Source organism: Bradyrhizobium sp. CAR08, from assembly GCF_052871955.1.
In genome coordinates this window covers 56850-74172 of sequence record NZ_JBIXJX010000016.1, presented here as the reverse complement: position 1 = coordinate 74172, position 17323 = coordinate 56850, and the positions used below count along the sequence as shown (strand labels likewise).

At 64.2% G+C, this 17323-nt stretch carries 18 protein-coding genes; 6 read left to right on the top strand and 12 right to left on the bottom strand.

The genetic code is table 11. The annotated features are described in order from the left end of the window. Positions 1-40: 40 nt before the first annotated feature. From rpoH to ACIPUD_RS29380, 3 genes are all read right to left on the bottom strand, one after another. Complete coding sequence (gene rpoH, locus ACIPUD_RS29390) at positions 41-913, bottom strand: RNA polymerase sigma factor RpoH (RefSeq protein WP_247475421.1); 873 nt, start codon at positions 911-913, stop codon at positions 41-43. Between the two features lie 25 nt (positions 914-938). Continuing rightward, positions 939-1121, bottom strand: a complete 183-nt coding sequence (locus ACIPUD_RS29385) for a hypothetical protein (protein ID WP_018455661.1) — start codon at positions 1119-1121, stop codon at positions 939-941. Positions 1122-1241: 120 nt separating this feature from the next. Beyond that, positions 1242-1793 (bottom strand): TetR/AcrR family transcriptional regulator, encoded by a 552-nt coding sequence (locus ACIPUD_RS29380; RefSeq protein WP_446482014.1) that lies wholly within the window; start codon positions 1791-1793, stop codon positions 1242-1244. Between the two features lie 115 nt (positions 1794-1908). Here ACIPUD_RS29380 and ACIPUD_RS29375 point away from each other — a divergent pair, with 115 nt between their 5' ends. The 3 genes from ACIPUD_RS29375 to ACIPUD_RS29365 all read left to right on the top strand — a co-directional run bounded on the left by ACIPUD_RS29375 (position 1909) and on the right by ACIPUD_RS29365 (position 4861). Further along, complete coding sequence (locus ACIPUD_RS29375; RefSeq protein WP_446482013.1) at positions 1909-2766, top strand: oxidoreductase; 858 nt, start codon at positions 1909-1911, stop codon at positions 2764-2766. 47 nt (positions 2767-2813) lie between these two features. Continuing rightward, a complete protein-coding gene (locus tag ACIPUD_RS29370) occupies positions 2814-3815 on the top strand; it encodes an NADP-dependent oxidoreductase (protein WP_446482012.1) in 1002 nt (333 codons plus the stop codon). Positions 3816-4027: 212 nt separating this feature from the next. Next, positions 4028-4861 carry an enoyl-CoA hydratase-related protein gene (locus tag ACIPUD_RS29365; protein ID WP_247395445.1) on the top strand — a complete coding sequence of 278 codons (834 nt, stop codon included), beginning with the start codon at positions 4028-4030 and terminating at the stop codon, positions 4859-4861. A 15-nt stretch (positions 4862-4876) separates the two neighbouring features. Here ACIPUD_RS29365 and ACIPUD_RS29360 read toward each other — a convergent pair whose 3' ends face one another. From ACIPUD_RS29360 to ACIPUD_RS29335, 6 genes are all read right to left on the bottom strand, one after another. Continuing rightward, positions 4877-5674: an adenylate/guanylate cyclase domain-containing protein gene (locus tag ACIPUD_RS29360; protein ID WP_446482011.1), complete on the bottom strand. Its 798-nt coding sequence runs from the start codon at positions 5672-5674 to the stop codon at positions 4877-4879. 133 nt (positions 5675-5807) lie between these two features. Beyond that, positions 5808-6992, bottom strand: a complete 1185-nt coding sequence (locus ACIPUD_RS29355; RefSeq protein ID WP_085350341.1) for an adenylate/guanylate cyclase domain-containing protein — start codon at positions 6990-6992, stop codon at positions 5808-5810. Between the two features lie 143 nt (positions 6993-7135). Next, positions 7136-7717, bottom strand: a complete 582-nt coding sequence (locus ACIPUD_RS29350) for a HutD/Ves family protein (RefSeq protein ID WP_247363737.1) — start codon at positions 7715-7717, stop codon at positions 7136-7138. A gap of 73 nt (positions 7718-7790) precedes the next feature. Then, on the bottom strand, positions 7791-8639 hold the full coding sequence (locus ACIPUD_RS29345) for an SDR family NAD(P)-dependent oxidoreductase (RefSeq protein WP_446482010.1): 849 nt from the start codon (positions 8637-8639) through the stop codon (positions 7791-7793). A gap of 9 nt (positions 8640-8648) precedes the next feature. Then, positions 8649-9200, bottom strand: coding sequence for a carboxymuconolactone decarboxylase family protein (locus tag ACIPUD_RS29340; RefSeq protein ID WP_446482009.1), 552 nt, complete (start codon positions 9198-9200; stop codon positions 8649-8651). Beyond that, complete coding sequence (locus ACIPUD_RS29335; protein WP_018455672.1) at positions 9178-9879, bottom strand: TetR/AcrR family transcriptional regulator; 702 nt, start codon at positions 9877-9879, stop codon at positions 9178-9180. The genes ACIPUD_RS29340 and ACIPUD_RS29335 overlap by 23 nt, the downstream gene beginning before the upstream one ends. 118 nt (positions 9880-9997) lie before the next feature. Between ACIPUD_RS29335 and ACIPUD_RS29330 the strand changes: the two genes are divergently transcribed. The 3 genes from ACIPUD_RS29330 (at position 9998) to ACIPUD_RS29320 (ending at position 12474) form a co-directional block, all read left to right on the top strand. Further along, positions 9998-10987, top strand: a complete 990-nt coding sequence (locus ACIPUD_RS29330) for a Bug family tripartite tricarboxylate transporter substrate binding protein (RefSeq protein WP_247372474.1) — start codon at positions 9998-10000, stop codon at positions 10985-10987. A gap of 25 nt (positions 10988-11012) precedes the next feature. After that, entirely contained in the window at positions 11013-11549 is a 537-nt protein-coding gene (locus tag ACIPUD_RS29325) for a VOC family protein (RefSeq protein ID WP_247372473.1), read from the top strand. Between the two features lie 112 nt (positions 11550-11661). Continuing rightward, on the top strand, positions 11662-12474 hold the full coding sequence (locus ACIPUD_RS29320; protein WP_204513720.1) for a class I SAM-dependent methyltransferase: 813 nt from the start codon (positions 11662-11664) through the stop codon (positions 12472-12474). A 24-nt stretch (positions 12475-12498) separates the two neighbouring features. Here ACIPUD_RS29320 and ACIPUD_RS29315 read toward each other — a convergent pair whose 3' ends face one another. From ACIPUD_RS29315 to ACIPUD_RS29305, 3 genes are all read right to left on the bottom strand, one after another. Continuing rightward, the gene (locus tag ACIPUD_RS29315; RefSeq protein ID WP_026233000.1) at positions 12499-14055 is read right to left on the bottom strand and encodes a L,D-transpeptidase; all 1557 of its coding nucleotides are present in this window, start codon (positions 14053-14055) and stop codon (positions 12499-12501) included. A 329-nt stretch (positions 14056-14384) separates the two neighbouring features. Continuing rightward, positions 14385-15434, bottom strand: coding sequence for a fatty acid desaturase (locus tag ACIPUD_RS29310; RefSeq protein ID WP_018455677.1), 1050 nt, complete (start codon positions 15432-15434; stop codon positions 14385-14387). A gap of 181 nt (positions 15435-15615) precedes the next feature. Further along, positions 15616-17052 carry a lipopolysaccharide biosynthesis protein gene (locus tag ACIPUD_RS29305; protein ID WP_204513719.1) on the bottom strand — a complete coding sequence of 479 codons (1437 nt, stop codon included), beginning with the start codon at positions 17050-17052 and terminating at the stop codon, positions 15616-15618. Positions 17053-17323: the final 271 nt, after the last annotated feature.

Here is a 17323-nt window from a genome sequence, read left to right as displayed (position 1 = left end):
CATGCGGCTGCCAAAAGAATTAGGAGGCGGCGATTTGGTTTCAAGAGCCGGCTGCCAGGCGCCCGCCGATAGCAGCCCGAACCTTTTCGAACGCGCGCATTTCGATCTGCCGCACCCGCTCGCGTGAAACGCCATACCGTGCCGCGAGCTGCTCAAGTCTCAGCGGCGGCTCGGAGAGCCAGCGCGCCTCGAGAATGTCGCGCTCGCGCGGCTTGAGGACGCCCATGGCGCCGGCGAGGGCTTCACGCCTCCGTCTGGTTTCTTCCTGCTCGGCGTACGCGGCTTCAGGACTGGACGCGGGGTCGACGAGCCAGTCCTGGACTTCGCCGCCGTCGGCGTCGTGCACCAAGGCATTGAGCGACAGGTCGCCGCCGAGGCGCCGGTTCATCTCGATCACGTCGTTCTCCTGCACGCCGAGCCGCCGCGCGATCCGGCTGGCGTGCTCGGGGCGGAGATCACCATCCTCCAGGGCGGAAATTTCCGCCTTGGTCCGGCGAAGCTTGAAGAACAGCTTCTTCTGCGCCCCGCTGTTGGCAATCTTGACCAGCGACCAGGACCGCAGGATGTATTCCTGGATCGACGCCTTGATCCACCACATCGCGTAGGTCGCGAGCCGAAAGCCCCGCTCCGGCTCAAAACGCTTGACGGCGTGCATCAGGCCGACGTTTCCTTCGGAAATGATGTCCGCAACCGGCAGGCCGTAGCCGCGATATCCCATCGCAATCCTGGCAACGAGCCGCAGATGGCTTGTGACGAGATGATAGGCTGCCTCGCGGTCGCCGTGCTCGCGCCATCGCTTGGCGTAGGCGATTTCCTGATCGGGCCGCAGCATCGGAAACTTGCGAATTTCCGCCAGGTAATGTGTCAATCCGCCCTCAGACGACAGCATCGGAACAGTTGCAGTGCTTCCCATTGCCCACCTCTTCGAGTTGGTCTGCTTACGCTCCAAAATCGACATGACAAAAAATGGTTTCGGCCGACGATGTAACGACCGGTGGGGCCGGCGCGTGAGTTTGCGGCGGCTCTGGCCGGGTCACGAGATAGAGCTCGCCCGCCACCAACAGGAGGGCAGCGACGGCCAGGGCCAACATGCCGAGCACCAGATCGCTGTAGTCATCCATGCGCGTTCGAAAGTATGTCGATGTCGAAGATCGGCAGCCATCGCTTTTGGCTGTCCGCGACGTCGAACGTCGTCACCGGAATTTTGTTCCGGACTTTCGGCGCCCCGCCGGGACGCGGCCTCACCCCGCCAGCGAATTCCTCGTCGCGCGAAGAATATCGTCCGACAGCTTGGGATCGTCCACGGCGCGGGCAAGCACGAGGGCTCCCACCATGGAGGCGGCGGCGGCGAGCGCCTTGTCCTCGCGCTGGCGTGGCTTCAGATCGGTGGCCATTCGGCTGCTCAGCAAGCCGATCACGCCGCGCACGCCGGCGGTGAAACGCTGCTTCAGGCCGCCGCTTTGACGTGACACTTCACAGGCGAGCGCAGCGAAGGGGCAGCCGGCGGCGGGATCGTCGCGATGCCCCGGCGAGAGATAGTGCGAAACATAGTCCTCGAGCTCGAAGGCCTCGGGGAATTCCTGACCCTTGGCGTCGATCGCATAGGCCACCGCCTCCTCGACCAGCCGCTCCTTGGAGCCGAACTGGCTGTAGAGGCTGCCGTGCGTCATCCCGGCCGCCTCGGCGAGTGCGTCGACACCGACGCCGGCGATGCCGCGCTCCCGCAGCAGGCGCGAGGCAGTCTCGAGAATATGCTCGCGATTTTTGGCGGCCTGTTCCTTTGAGACGCGCATGGGACCGATCCTTAGAGGCGGGGCTTGACTTTTATAATTACGATCGTCATGTATATCAATAGTTACGATCGTAATCAAACGATTTCAGGCCAGGTAGTGGCGTCGGAGAGGCATTATGAACAGGATTACACCGAAGATCGCGCTAGTGACCGGCGCCTCCTCAGGCATCGGCCAGGCGACGGCGGAGCGACTCGCGAACGCCGGCTACAAGGTGTTCGGCACCAGCAGGCGGGGCGCGCAGGCGGGCAAGCAGGCATTCGAGATGCTGGCTCTCGACGTCACCAGCGATGCATCGGTGGAAGCCGCCGTCGGCGAAGTGATCCGGCGCGAGGGTCGCATCGACCTGCTCGTCAACAACGCCGGCTTCGGCGTTGCCCCTGCCGGCGCGGAAGAGAGCTCGATGGAGCAGGCGCGCGCGATTTTCGAGACGAACTTCTTCGGCCTGATCCGGATGACGCGCGCCGTCGTGCCGCACATGCGGCGCCATGGAAGCGGCCGCATCATCAATATCGGCTCAGTGCTCGGCTTTCTGCCGATGCCTTACGGCGCGCTCTATGCCGCGACCAAGCACGCCGTGGCAGGCTATTCGGAATCGCTCGACCATGAACTGCGCACGCGGGGCATCCGGGTCTCCGTAGTCGAGCCCGCCTACACCAAGACGCCGTTCGACGCGAACTTCATGGAGCCCGACGCCACGCTCGACGAATATCGCGAGGCGCGCGCCGGCGTGACCAAGCGGGTGAACGAGGTGATGGCGACGGCCGAACAGCCCGGCGTCGTGGCCGATGCCGTGCTGAAGGCCGCGAGCGCGGTGCGCCCGCAACGCAAATACGCGGCCGGCAGCCTTGCGAAGCGCCTGCGATTTCTGCGCCGGTTCGCGCCCGCAGCCCTGGTGGATGCCGGAATCCGAAAGGATTTGCGGCTGGATGCGACGGCGGCGCTGCAGCCCGCCCGCACCGCGCGGGCTTTCTGAGGGCCGCAATCTTGCCAGTGCGAAGAACCTTCGGACCGAGAGAAAAAATGAGAGCCCTCGTGTTCAAGCGCTACGGCAAGCCGGACCAGATCGCGTTGGCCGATATCCCGCGGCCGACGCCGAAGCCGAACGAAATCCTGGTCCAGGTTCATGCCGCGGGGTTGAACCCGATCGACAACATGATTCCGAAGGGAACGTTCAAGCCGATCCTGAAGTTTGAACTGCCGGCCACGCTGGGCAGCGACCTGGCGGGCGTCGTCGTCGAGGTCGGAAGCCGCGTGACCCGCTTCAAGCCGGGCGACGCCGTCTTCGCCAGCATCTTTGATCTCGGCACAGGCGCTCTCGCCGAATTCGCGACCGTGCCGGAGGATGCCGCCGCGCTCAAGCCGCCGAACCTGGACTTCGTGCACGCGGCCTCGATCCCGATGGTCGGCCTGACATCGTGGCAAGCTCTTAGGGAGCGCATACGTCTCAAACCCGGCCAGAAAGTCTTCATCCCCGCCGGCGCCGGCGGGATCGGCACGTTCGCGATCCAGCTCGCGAAATATTTCGGCGCCAAAGTGGGGACGACGACCAGCACTGGAAATATCGATCTGGTGCGCAGCCTCGGGGCTGACGAGGTGATCGACTACAAGACCCAGCAATTCGAGGAAGTGCTGCGGGACTACGACGCGGTGCTGGGCACGCTCAGGGGCGATGCGGTCGAGACATCGCTTCGGATCCTGAAGCGGGGGAGCAGGATTGCCTCGCGGGTCGGGCCGCCGGACGCCGCGTTCGCGCGCGACCGCGGGATGAACGTCGTCATGGTGTTCCTGTTCGGATGGCTGAGCCGCAAGATCATTCGCCGCGCCGGCAAGATCGGCGCGGAGTATTCGTTCGTGTTCGTGCACCCGGACGGCAGGCAACTCGCCGAGATCGGCGAGCTTCTCAAGGCGGAGCGTATCCGGCCGGTGATCGACAAGGTCTTTCCGTTCGAACAGGCGAAAGACGCGCTGGCCTATCTCGAAAAGGGACGAGCCAGGGGGAAAATCGTCGTCCAGATGAGATGAGGGCGTGGATCCGCCCCGCGCGCAATCGCCTCAGTCCCCACCCTGCCACCGCTCCGGCACGCTCTTGAGCCCACACCCTCGTTCATCGTCGTTTCGAAAACGCAGATGCGTTTTCCGATACGCACGATCGCCCATGTCGGGCCTGATGCAAGCTTCTGCATGATACCACATCATCGCTGCAGCGCTCTCATCAGCACGGGAAGACAGAATCCATGATGTCACAATCTGACGAGTCCGCGCCGATGGCGGACATTCCGTACGGTGAGCGGACGAAGATCACCATCGAGCGCAAAGGCCACATCGTGCTGATCGGCATCAACCGGCCTGGCATCGACAATCGGCTGGACCCGGAGGCGACAGAGAGCCTGGCGAGAGCCTACTACCAGTACGATCGAGATCCCTCGCTGCGTGCAGCGGTTCTGTTCGGCTACGGCGAACGCTTCTCCAGAGGTGTCGATGTCGACGCCTACAAGGCATTTGCTCAATCGGGAAAGACGATGATGGAGGGACCCGGCTTCATCGACCCTCTCGGGCGGACCAAACCGGCGCTCACCAAGCCGCTGATTGTCGCGGTGCATGGCGATACCTGGAATATGGCGCACGAAATCTTCCTCGTTGCGGACATCCGCATAGCATCGGAAGACACGGATTTCGGCCAGGACGAGAACACGCACGGCCGCTTTCCCGGCGGCGGCTCAACCGTTCGCTTCCCACGAGAAGCCGGCTGGGGAAATGCCATGCGGTTCATTCTGACGGGCGATCATTGGGATGCGAACGAAGCGCTCCGGATGGGAACGGTTCAGGAGGTGGCAACAAACCGCGACGCCGCTCGCGCGAAGGCCGTCGAGATCGCCGAGAAGATCGCCGCATGCGCTCCCCTCGGCATCAAGACCTCGATTGCGTCCTCGCACCTTGCGCTCGAAGACCCCGAGGCCGCGCTTGCCCAACTTGGCGACCAATATCGTGCGCTGCTCACGACCAGGGACTTCCAGGAAGGGCGGGATGCCGAGGCACAGAAGCGTCCACCCGTTTACGAAGGACGGTGAGAGCTTCACCCACTCTCACCCCTCCACTCTATAGAGTCTCCATTTTTCCGGCACGCCCTTGAGCCGGTGAATGCCGTGATCTTTCAGGTTGATCGCCGACTGCGACGCCATCAGCTCCTTCACCGCGCTCGACACCAGCACCTCGCCGGCGCTCGCCTTTGCGGCGACGCGGGTGCCGATGTGGAAGGCCAGGCCGACCGCCTCAGTGCCGCTCACGGTGTATTCGCCGGCATGCAGGCCGACCCTGATCTCGAGGCCGAGCGTACGCACGGCCTTCTGGATCGCGGTCGCGCAATTGATTCCGGCGGCCGGCGTCTTGAACGTCGCCAGCACGCCGTCGCCCGTCGTCGTGACTTCCTTGCCGCGCGAGCTCTTCAGCTCCTTGCGGACCGCCGCGTAATAATGGCCCATGATCTTGGTCCAGCGGACATCGCCGAGCTTTGCGGCTTTTGCGGTGGAGCCGACGATATCGACGATCAGGATCGTGGCAAGCGCCCGCTTGAGCTCGGTGTTGCCTGCGGCCGGTCGGCGCCGGAGCACGATCGCGCCGCTCAGCGGTTCATAGCGATGATTGCGGCGCCGCGCGATCGCGGCCTTGGCGTAATCCTGGGCACGCTGCGCGCTGCCGCAGCGAATTGTCTTCTGCTGCGGCAGACGCGTCCAGTAGACCTTTCGTCCGTCACCCGCGCCCTGGACTTCCACGGCGCCCCATTTCAGGAGGATCGCCGTGCCAACGCGCCGGACACACCACGCCTTCGACGTGTAACCCGATACGTTCGACTGATGGATTCCGATGCGGAGGAATTTTGGCATGTACTGCGGCCGATCGATGACACGCTTGGACGAAACGCTTGGTTGCGCTTCGCACCGAGCGTAGTCACACAATCCTGCGTTGGCAACAGGACTCGATGATCGCCCGCTGCTTAGCCGGGGGCCTCCGTCATCTTCAAAACGCAAAAAGCTCGATCGGATCGCTGAAGCCGCGCACCTCATATTTTCCGACATGCTCCAGCTCGAACTCTCGCTCGACCAGCTCGGCAAAGTCGCGTGACAGCAACACTTTCTTTCCCAATTGCTTGGTCAAGGCTTCGAGGCGTGAGGCCATGTTGACGGCGGGACCGATCACGGTGAAGTCGAGCCGGGTGGACGATCCGATATTGCCGTACATGACGTCGCCGACATGGACGCCGATGCCGTAGTTCAGCGGCGCTCGGCCGGTGCCGTCGTTGCGCGCGTTCAACGCGATCATGGCCTGCCTGGCTTCGGTCACGGCATGCAGCAGGTTTGCGCAGGCCTTGGGCTCGCTCAGCGGAAAGATGGCGAGCAGGCCGTCACCGATGAATTTCAGGATCTCGCCGCCATGCCGCGCGATCGGCTCCGACATCGCGTCGAAATAATCGTTGAGCAGATCGATGACGTCGTCGCGCGGCCAATTGTCGGAAATCTTGGTGAAGTCGCGCAGATCGCAGATCATGATCGCGGCGCGCACCGTGGTACCGGTACCGCGCCGCGTGGCGCCGGCCAGGATGAGCTCGCCGGCATGGGAGCCGACATAGGTCTCGAGCAGCGTTCGCGCCAATCGATTCTTAACGCGGATCTCGCTGACCAGCGCCAGCACAGGCAACAAGTTCTTGAGGGCAGCGACATGGGTGTCGTCGAAGCCGCCGGGCCGGTTGGTCGCGAAGGTGACGAGATGGCGCTTGCCGAGCGTATGATAGAGCGGCCAAGCCACATAGTCGGTGAGGCCCTGCGCGCGCATCTCGCGGTAGAGCGCGTGCTTGCGGCCGAGCGCTGGGTCCTGCTCGAGATTTTCGCGCAACTCGGTCGCGCCGTCGAACATTTCGTTGGCGGGACTGCCGATATATTCAGACCGCTCGCGGACGTCATGGTCGACCCGTGCAATCTCTGCCTCGCGCATGCCGTCGGCCCACATGAAGCGGGCGCCCAGCCATTGCGGGTGCTGGATCAGCACGTGAAGGGTTGAGCGCGCCAGCGGAATGCCGGCCTGCTGAAGCCGGATGCACATCTCGGCAAAGATATTGTCGATAAAGCGCTGGTCGCGCGTGCCGTTGATCAACCAGTCGACGACGCCGTCGGACAGCGTGGCGGATTTGTTCTCTGGCGCGGTCATATCTGCCCGTTCATATCGTGGCCACCCATATCGCGCTTGGGGCGGCGGCCTGCATCAAGGCAGATATCGTGCTCCGGCGCGACGGCGTCAACCTAGCCAGTTGCATGGATTGTACGCATCGCTCTGATCGGCGGGAACGCCGTTCAGCCGACGACCTGGATAGAGCCCAGCACGGCCAGCCCCGAGACGAGCGCAAGCGTCGATGCCCCCGTCAGTTCGACTTTCAAGGTGTTTTCGTGCGAAATCGAAAAATCCGTGCCTTCGAGACGGATAGTGCAGTCGCCGCGCGCCGCATAAATTAGATGCGTGCCGGCGGAAAATCGCCGCTCACCGGGCTCCTTAAGCGCTTCGAGCTCAAGCGCGACCGCACCGCGCCGGCCCATCAAATTCACCACCTCGACTCGCCCTTCCTCGAGCCGGGTCACGATCTCGAGCTCGCCGGTGAAGCGCACCGTCGTAAACGGCTCGCGCTCGTCGAATTCCTCGGTGGGCGACTTCAGCACCAGCCCGCGTCCGCCGACCACCATCTGCAGGCGGTCGATGCCGGGCATATGGGAGAATGGCCCCGGCGCCACAATCGGCGTGGTCGCGAAGCGCCAGAGCAGGCTGTCCCAATCCTTCACGGATTCAGCGCGATGGGCATCCGCAATATCGGTGAAGATGCCGCCGCCGTTCTTCCAGGGCGAGCGGGCGTAGTCTTCGGATTTCAGCAGTGTGGTTTTCATGCCTTTGAGGCTTATCAGATGAGCAGGCCCTGCGAAACTGTCGCGTCGAGCCGCAGCCTGTTACGGATCGACGTCACATCCCGCTCAGGCCGCTATCGACCGCGAGCGTTTGCGCGGTGACGTAGACGCTCTCGTCCGAGAGGAAGAACAGCACGGCATAGGCGATTTCCCAGGCGGTGGCCTGGCGGCCGAACGGGACGTGACCCTTGCCGCGCGAGGGGCGGCCGGCGCCGGCCTCGCGACCGTTCGGCGTGTCGACGAGACCGGGATAGACGAGGTTGGCGCGGATGCCGCGGCGCGATCCGAGATGGGCGATGTTGCGCATGAGGCCGCCGAGCGCGGCTTTCGAGGAATCATACACCGCCATCTGCGAGCCGGCCTTCAGAGCGGCGATGGAGGAGATGAAGACGATCGATCCGCCGTTGCCGAATTTCGGCAGGCCCGCGCGGCAGCACAGCATCGGACCGCGAACGTTGACGTCGTAGATCGCATTCCACTCCTCGGGGCTGACGGCGTCGAGGCCGACCTTGCCGAAGGTGCCGATGTTGAGGACCATGCCGTCGAGCCCGCCCATGGCGCGATGTGCTTCCTCGATCATGCGCTGGACGTCGGATTCAGAGGTGACATCGGCCGTGATGGCAAAGCCCTCGTCGCCTTCGTCGGTGACGTGCTTGACGGTCTGCTGCGCGGAGGTGTGGTTGAGATCGGCGACCGCGACCTTCGCGCCCTCGCGCGCGCAAAGAATGCTCATGGCGCGGCCGTTGCCGATCGGATCGGTGGCGGCGTCGAACACACGCTGGCCACCGCCGACGATCAGGATGCGACGCCCCTCAAGGCGTCCCCTGCCCGGCGCTTCGCCCAGCGATTCCGCACTCGGCGCGCGAACATAGCGCTCCAGCCTGGTCTCGGAATTCTCACGCATGCGCGCCGCCTATCTCTTGCCGCTGTCGTAGACCTTCATGCCGGCTGCCGGGTCGAGATCGGTCTCGGTCGCCTCGGTGACACGCGCCATCATCATGTAGAAGCCGAGCGCGACAATGGATTCGACGATCTCCTGGTCGCTGAAATGCGCGCGCATGGCGGCGAAGATCTGCTCGGGAACGCGAACGTGCTCGACCACTTCGCGGCCGAATTTCAGCAGCGCGCGCTCGGCCTCGCTCAAACCGGCAGCATCGTAATCGGCGCGCTCGACCGCATCGATCTGTGCTTGCGTGCAGCCGACACCAAGCGCGATCGGCACGTGCTGGCGCCATTCATAGGCACCGCCTTCGAGCTGGGCGGCCTGAAGGATCAGGAGCTCGCGATGGACCGCACTGAGCTTCTGCTTGTGCAGGATCGAATTGCCGAGCCGCATCGCCGGGATCATGTTGGCCTCGGCATGGGCCATCATGCGGAAAATATTCAGCTTGACCGGCATGCGGTCGAACGAGGCGCGGATGTCGCCGCTCGTCGTCTCCGGATCAATCAGGGGCAGCCTTGCCACGAGTCTCTCCCTTGGCTTTTCGTTTCTTATTGTCCTGTGTCCCGCCATCCGCCGCGATCAGCGACAGGAAGAAGGTGAGATAGCTGTCGATCGCCTCGATCACCTTCGGCCGCGGCGACGGTGCCGCGCCCATCACGTAATGCTCGAGACGGATGTAGATCAGCCCGGCCGCGAACAGCCGCGCGGTCTCGCGTGGGTCCGGCGTCGAGACGAGACCGGCGAGCGCAAAGCCGCGGAAATAATCCGTCATCATGCTCTGCTCGCGCGCATAGAAATGATCGGCGAATTTGGCGCGGATGCCGGGCACGCGGTTGCGCTCGGCGGTGATCACTTTCTGGAACTGGTGCTCGCGCGGATCGGACCATTGCTCGACGAGATCCAGTGCAAACTGGCGGCAGAACGCGGCGGGCTGGCGCGCGAGCTGCTTGTAGCGCGGCTCTTCCAGCCGGCTCGCCGAGCTGGCCGGGCCGTGCTCGCTGACGATCGCCTCGAGGATCGCGGCCTTGCCGGCGAAGTGATTGTAGAGGCTGCTCTCGCGAATGCCGACGCGACGCGCGAGCTCGCGCATCGAGGCGCCGCCATAGCCGCTCTGCGCGAACAGATCGAGCGCCTCGGCGAGAATGCGCGCGCGGGTCGTGGGCGCAGCCGCTTCCGCCGCGCTGGTGGTGTGGACAGCCATGCGGGCTTGACTAACGAACGATCGTTCGCTAGTCAACCGCCGGCACGATCGCTCGTTCGGTCTTGCGCTTCAACTCCGCTGTCAAAAGAAGCGGAGAGCAATCTGGGGAGATCAGGTCATGGCGCGCTTCGTCCATTTTCGTCTGCTGCGCGCCGCAACTTTGTCATTGGTCATAACGTTCTCGGCAGTGCTGCCTGCGCGGGCAGAGGATCCGGCCGCCTATCCCACGCACAAGATCAGGATGCTGCTGCCTTATGCGGCCGGTGGCGGCGGCGACGTGATCGGACGACTGCTCGGCGACAGGATAGGCAAGACGCTCGGACAGAGCGTCTATATCGAGAACCACACCGGGGCTGCCGGCACGCTCGGCACCCAGATGGTCGCGGCGTCGGCGAATGACGGCTACACCATCACCGTAGGCGGCATGACCACGCATGTGCTGGCGCCGGCGATCTATCCGAAACTGCCTTACGATTCGATCAAGGATTTCACCACGATCGGGCGCATCGGCACGTCCTCGATCATGCTGGTGGCGACCAAGGATTTTGCCGCCAACGACATCAAGGGCCTGATCGCGCTGGCCAGGAAGGGCGAGCCGATCCAGTACGGAAGCTGGGGCGTCGGCTCGACCGGACAGTTCTGCGCGGAAATCCTGATGCAGCAGACCGGAATCAAGATGGACCACGTGCCGTTCAACGGCATCGCCAAACTGGCCGGCGATCTGCTCGGCGGCCACATCTCGCTGGCGACGCTCGACATGGCGACCGCGACGCCGCTCGTGAAGGACGGCTCGATCAAGGCGCTGGCCGCCTGCGGCGAACGCTCGCCGAGCCTGCCGGATGTCGCAAGCTACAAGGAACAAGGCGTGCCGTTCGACCGCAGCCTGTCCTGGGCGATGTATGCGCCTGCGGGGCTTGCCGAACCGATCGCAAGAAAGCTGTCCGCGGCGCTGAAGGACGCGCTCGCCGATGCCGAGGTGAAGGAGAAGCTGCTGGGGCTTGGCATCACGCCGCAATTCGTGCCGGGCGACGAGCAGCGTGACATCAACGCCCGCGACATCGCGGCCTGGAAGCAGGTTGCCAAGGACGCGGGCATTGAACTGAAGTGATCAAGCTGACAAGAGGAGCGCGGGCATGAGCCGCATCTTCGGCGCGGTACGCCAGAACGGTTATGTGGTGCGGGACATCCACTCCGCGATGAAGCACTGGATCGAGGTGATGGGCGTCGGTCCCTGGTACTACATGGACCGCGTCAAGACCGACTGGTTTTGCCATCGCGGCGAAAACTCCGCCGTCGAGATGAGCATCGCGCTGGCCAATTCCGGCGATCTCCAGATCGAGCTGATCCAGCAGCGCAACGACGCGCCCTCGCTATACAGGGAATTCCTCGAGTCCGGCCACGAAGGCCTCCAGCACATGTCCTACTGGAGCCACGACTACCAGGCGCTCTACGACAGGGCGCTCGGGCTCGGCTACAGGATCGGCCACGAGGGCCAGATCGGCGGCGACAGAGGGCGCTTTGCCTATTTCGACACCCAGGCCCATCCAGGCACCGTGATCGAGATCTCCGACATCAGCGGCACCAAGGGGCCGTTCTTCGAGAAGGTCCGGCAGGCGGCTTTGAGCTGGGACGGCACGCGGCCGATCCGCGAGGTCGGAGGGGGCCGATGACGCTGGCCGGCGAAGGGGATGCAGGAACCGGCCGGGTTCACCGCGCTGCTGGCGCGGTAGACGGCAATCCATGGTAACGTGAGCCTCGTCTCCGAACTTCAGCGAGGCAAGCATGTCCAACACCGACAAGGTTTTCGCCGGCTCGATCCCGAAGCTTTACGACGAATATCTGGTGCCGATGATCTTCGCCGTTTACGCCGACGACATCGCAAGACGTGTCGCGGCCCGGTCTCCCTCCGTGCTGCTCGAGATCGCGGCAGGCACCGGCGCCGTGACGCGCGCGGTGGCGGCGGCGCTGCCGCGCGGCGTTCGTTATGTCGCGACCGACCTCAACGAGCCGATGCTCGCCGTCGCGGCGCAGCGTCAGGCAGACGACGATCGAATCTCGTGGCGCCAGGCCGACGGCTCGGCCCTGCCCTTCGACGATGCAGCCTTCGACGTGGTCTGCTGCCAGTTCGGCGCCATGTTCTTTCCGGACCGCGTGAAGGCCTACGGGGAAGTGAAGCGCGTCCTCAACGGCAATGGCACGTTCGTGTTCAACGTCTGGGATCGCATCGAGGACAATGTGCTGACGCATGAAGCGACCGTCGCGCTCGAAAAGCTGTTTCCCGACGACCCGCCTCGTTTCATGGCCCGGACGCCGCACGGCTATCACGACAAGGCCGTCATCAGAACCGACCTCGAACGCGCAGGCTTCCGTGACATATCGATCGAAACGCGAGCTGAAATAAGCCGGGCCCCGTCGCCCGAGCACGTCGCGATCGCGCTCTGCCAGGGCACGCCGCTGCGCAGCGAGATCGAGGCGCGCGATGCCAGCAAGCTTCAGGCTGCGACCGACATCGTTGCCGAGACGATCCGAACGCGCCATGGGTCCGGACCGATCGAGGGCAAGATCCAGGCTATCGTGATCGAGGCGCGGCGATAGTGGCGAGCTTCGATCCGCCCGCTCCTACCAGAAGCCCCGCTGCATCGGCTGTGCCGGCTGATAATATTGATACTGGCCGCGCCGGCGCGGATTGACGGGCTGCGGATTCGGATCGCGCTGGAAGAAGAAGCCGAAACCGTTGCCGCCATTGTCCCAGCCGTCATCGCTCGCCATGGCCATCGGAGGCGCGGTCGGCTTGCGCGTGATGAAACCGCCCTGGGGCTGGTTGCTCAGCACTGCGACGAACTCGGTGCGGTAGTTGGTCTCGCTGCTCAGCGGCTCGTCCGAGATGATGATCGAGGAGCGCGGCAACGCGGTCGGCGCGATGCGATCGAGCACCTCCTGTGGGATGGTGATGCGGTCGAGTGCGTTCCTGGCGTTGTCGCTGTCTTCGATCGTGACCACGCTCCAGCGCAGGCCTGTGTCGGTCTTCGCCATCGCGGTGAAGATATGCGTGCCGAGCGGCTGATCCGGATTGCGGATCGCGACGGGAACCTCGATGCTGGTGTCGAACACCTCGCCGCCGCCGTCCGGTGCCGGCTTGTGCGTGTTCCGCCGCACGTAGAGCTTCTGCGTCGCGCGGCTGATGTAGACCGAGACCGGCTCGAGTGCGAGCTTTGCGTCGGTCGCGGCCTTCACGGCATCGGCCTTCCTGGCCGCTGCCGCCTTGGCGGCCTCTTTCGTGGCAGCCACCGCGTCGCGCTTCGGTTGTGCGGCGCTCTTGGCGGCATCGAGCTGCGTCGCCGCGTCGGCGGCCTTGGTGGCGGCCTTCTGCTTCAGCTCCTCGGCCTTGGCGCGGGCCTGATCGGTCTTGGCGGCCGCGAGCTGCCTGTCGGCGAAGGCGAGCTCGGCGTCGGCGCGGGTCTTCTGCTGTTCCAGCTTGCGCAACGAGGCCGGCAGCGATGCCGCCTCTTTCGCGGCCGCCGTCGCGGCCTTCTTGGCCTCGTCGGCCGCCCTTGTGGCCTCCTCGGCCTCGCCGGAGAGCCTGCCAATTTGGCCCGGCGCCGCCGCAATGGCGTCCCGCTTCGGCATGAACAGTGCGGGATGAACGATGTCGATCGGAGCCGCGTCGTTCGGCGAGATGATCACCCGCATCCCGATGTTGGTCTTGTCGAACAGGCCCTCCGCAAAGCCGAACGGCATCCGCACGCAGCCATGCGAAGCGGCGTAGCCGGGCAGCGGCCCGCCATGCAGCGCGATGCCGTTCCAGGTGATGCGCTGCATGTTCGGCATCCAGGCGTCGTCATACATGGTCGAGTGGTGGTCCTTGTCCTTCTCGATGATGGCGAAGACGCCGGCCGGCGTCTCGCGTCCCGTCGTGCCGGTGGACACCGGCGCGCGAAAAATCCAGCCCTCGGCGTCGTAGAAGGTGACCTGCTGGCTCTTGATCGACACGATCGCCATGATCGGTTCGCCAGCCTCGCGCGGTGCCACCGCCTCGGCCGGCTGACGCGCCTGCTTGGCCGCATTGGCCGGAGCCACGGCCGCAAAGGCGAGCATTGCCGCCAGGGTCACAATTCCGGGGGGCCCCCAACGCCGCATCGCCACGGTGGATTGCGCCGTTGTCATCAGGTTTCTCATGCCATCCTCGGTCGAAATGCCAGTCCGCCGGTCATTGATCAGATTGCGATCTTTGAATTAAGAAATCGCCGCCGCCTTACGTTCCGTCTGTGGCGACATTCGGCACGTTCCGGCGATAAATCTCATATACGACGGTTAACGCAGGCGGAAGGGCGCCGCGCGGCCGAAGCTGGCGGTCTATCGCTGCGACAGAATGACCGGGGATCGGTGACACGGCTGCCAGCGCCCGGCGTCGGACGGCGAAGCCACGTTGAACGGCCGCTAGACGCCCATCGCGTTCCGATCGCGCGAATTCACGCCGGTCGGCGGCCGCGCGGGGCGGCGTAAAGCTAAGCCACTGGAGTCAAGGCGGCCTTTTCAAACAAGGCTGCCTTGCCAAACAAGGCTGCCTCTCCAAAGGAGACGAGCCGCTGCCGTTCCTCGTCCCACAAGGTCAGCCGCACGGTCCGCAAACTCTGGAGCAGCGTGATCCGCCCGACACCAGCGAACTGCGGATGGTCGCGCAATACGTCCTGCAAGCGATAGCAGGGAATTCGACTGGACAAATGATGGATGTGGTGGACGCCGATATTTGCCGTGAACCATCGCAAGACACCCGGCAATTGGTAGTGAGAGCTGCCGTGCAGCGCGGCGTCGTGAAAGTTCCAGGTCTCGTCGTGGGCCCAATGCGTGTGCTCGAACTGGTGCTGGACGTAGAACAGCCACACACCGATCGACGCCGCCAGGACAACGATCGGCAGATGCACAAGCAGCAACGGCCCATAGCCGACCAGCCAGATCATCGTGACGGCGAGAACCGCGAGGGCGATGTTCGTGCCCATCGTGCTCAGCCAGGGTTTCCAGCCGCGACGCATCATCCCGACCGGCAATCGGTGCTTCAAGATGAACAAATACGAGGGACCGGCGCCAAACATCACGAGGGGATGTCGATACAAGCGATACAGCGTCCGGCGCCATCGCGACCGCCCGAGAAATTCGCGCGTGGTCAACGTATCGATGTCGCCCAAGCCCCTGTGGTCGAGATTGCCGGAATTCGCGTGATGGCCCGCATGGTTATGCCGCCAGTAGCCGTATGGCGTCAGTGTCATCACGCCGATGGCACGGCCGACCCAATCGTTGGCAACGCGGCCGCGGAAGAACGAGCCGTGTCCGCAATCGTGTTGGATCATGAAGAGGCGGACCAGCAAACCCGCCGCGGGCACCTCGAGCAGGAGGGCAAACCAATAGCCCTGGTCAAGAGCGACCCAGATCAGAGCCCAGATGACGACGAACGGGATCGCCGTGATCGCCAGTTCGAGGACACCCCGCGTATTGTCAGGCTCGCGATAGCGGGCAAGCAACTGCGCCGATGCGCGGATTTCCGGCGTTCCTTGGGTCATATCTGCTCTGCTCCCGACATGCCGCCCAAGAAGCACAGTTATGGCCACGGACGCAACAAAATCGCCCTCCGCCCTAGACCCGGGCGGCTGTGCGCTTCCGGTCGGAACCGAGCCATCGCCAGGCCAGGCGGCGCTTTCAGAGCTTCAGACGCTGAGGCCGAGCCTCGTCAGGCATCGCGGCTTAAACGCCCAGCGCCTTGCGGTTGAAGGTTCGCAGGAAACGCAGCGACAGCGTCCGGACGTTTGCGATGTTCAGCAACCACGCGGCAGCGGCATAAGCGAGCCCGCCGGCGAGGCTCACGAGCATGAGCGGGACGAGGCCGATGCCATTGACCTGGGATCGTGCCACGAGGATCGCAGCCGCCATCGCCGCGGCGGAGACCGCAACGCCGGCGAGGCGGTGGAGGTCGAACGGGACCGGATGGGCGCGATGCATCAGCACGACGGCAACGAGGAAACCGATCGCTTCGGTTGCAAGGGTCGCCAGCGCCGCGCCGTAGAGACCATGGCCGGCCACCAGCATGAACATCAACGCCACGCTGACGACCAGCGTCAGGAACGACTGCGCCGCCAGCATGAACGGTCGCTCGGCAAGCTGGAAGCTGATCTGCACATAGAACTGATTGGCGATGCCGAACAAGCGCGCGAGCACCAGGGTCGGCAGCAATACCGACACGCCGGCGCGGAAGTCGACGCCGACGAGCGTGCCGGCGACCTGGTCGGCTGCGAGCGCGAGCCAGACCGCGACGGGCGCAACTACGACGAGCAGAAGTTCGAGGCTCTCGGTCAGCCGCTCCCGCGTCGTCTCGATGTTCTTGTCCGACAATGACCGGAACACCAACGGCACGGTCGCCGCGGCGACGCTGGAGGCGATCATGACCATGAACTGTCGCGGCAGATCGGCGGCGACGCCAAAGATTCCGGCGGCGTCCTTGCCGAGCAAATAAGCCACGATGAGGCGGTCGCAGGCCGAGTAGACCGCAACCGACAATCCGGCCAGCGTCAGCGGCAGGCCGTAGCGCGCGAGCTGCACGAACTGGCTGCGCTGAAAGCGCGCGATCCTGGTGCGGTCACCGAGAAGGTTCAGGATGATCCCGGCGAGCGAACCCAGGCCGAATGCGGCGAGCAGTCCCAGTCCACCCCAGCCGAGCCAGATGCCGAGCAGGCCGAAACCGACGCTCGACACGCTGCGCACGATCGAGATCGCCGCGAACCTGTAAGGGCGCAGTTTTGCGCGCTCGAACTCCTGGCCGACATCGACGGCATTCGCCATGATCGCGACGAACATGCTGGCAAGCAGCAGCCCAACGCTGAGATCATTGCGGAACAGGAAAACCAGCGGCGTGGTGGCGCAGAGGACGGCAACGGTGAGCGCGAAGGCGACCATTGCAGTGCCGCGGAAATCCACCTCGGCCGACATCGCCTGATAGCGCGACACCGACAGCTTGATCCAGGCGAAGAAGATCGCGCCTAGAATGCCGGCCAGGCTGATGCCGACGACATAAACGCCGTACTCCGCCGGCGTCAGCAGTCGCGTGTAGGCCGTGACGGCGAAGAAACCCACCGCCGCAGGCAGGATGTAGGCGACGAGATAAATCGAGAAATGGCGGTTCAGCATGCGAGCACGGGACCGACAACATTGTTGCGAGTGTGACGGCCGTTCATCAATTGGACCATGGCGGGGCGAACGAATTGCGCCGCAACATCTCTCAAGAGTGTCACATAAGTCTGGAGATCGGGCGGCGAATCCGGTTTTGAAGCCGCTTTCGCGGGTTAGCGTTAAATTTGCCCTTCCCTGACGGCGCCACGGCCACCGAAAGGAACCGTGATTTCGCACTGGCAAAGTTAACCCAACGAGGGAAATCCCCGGCGTTGCAAGGCGTCGCTTG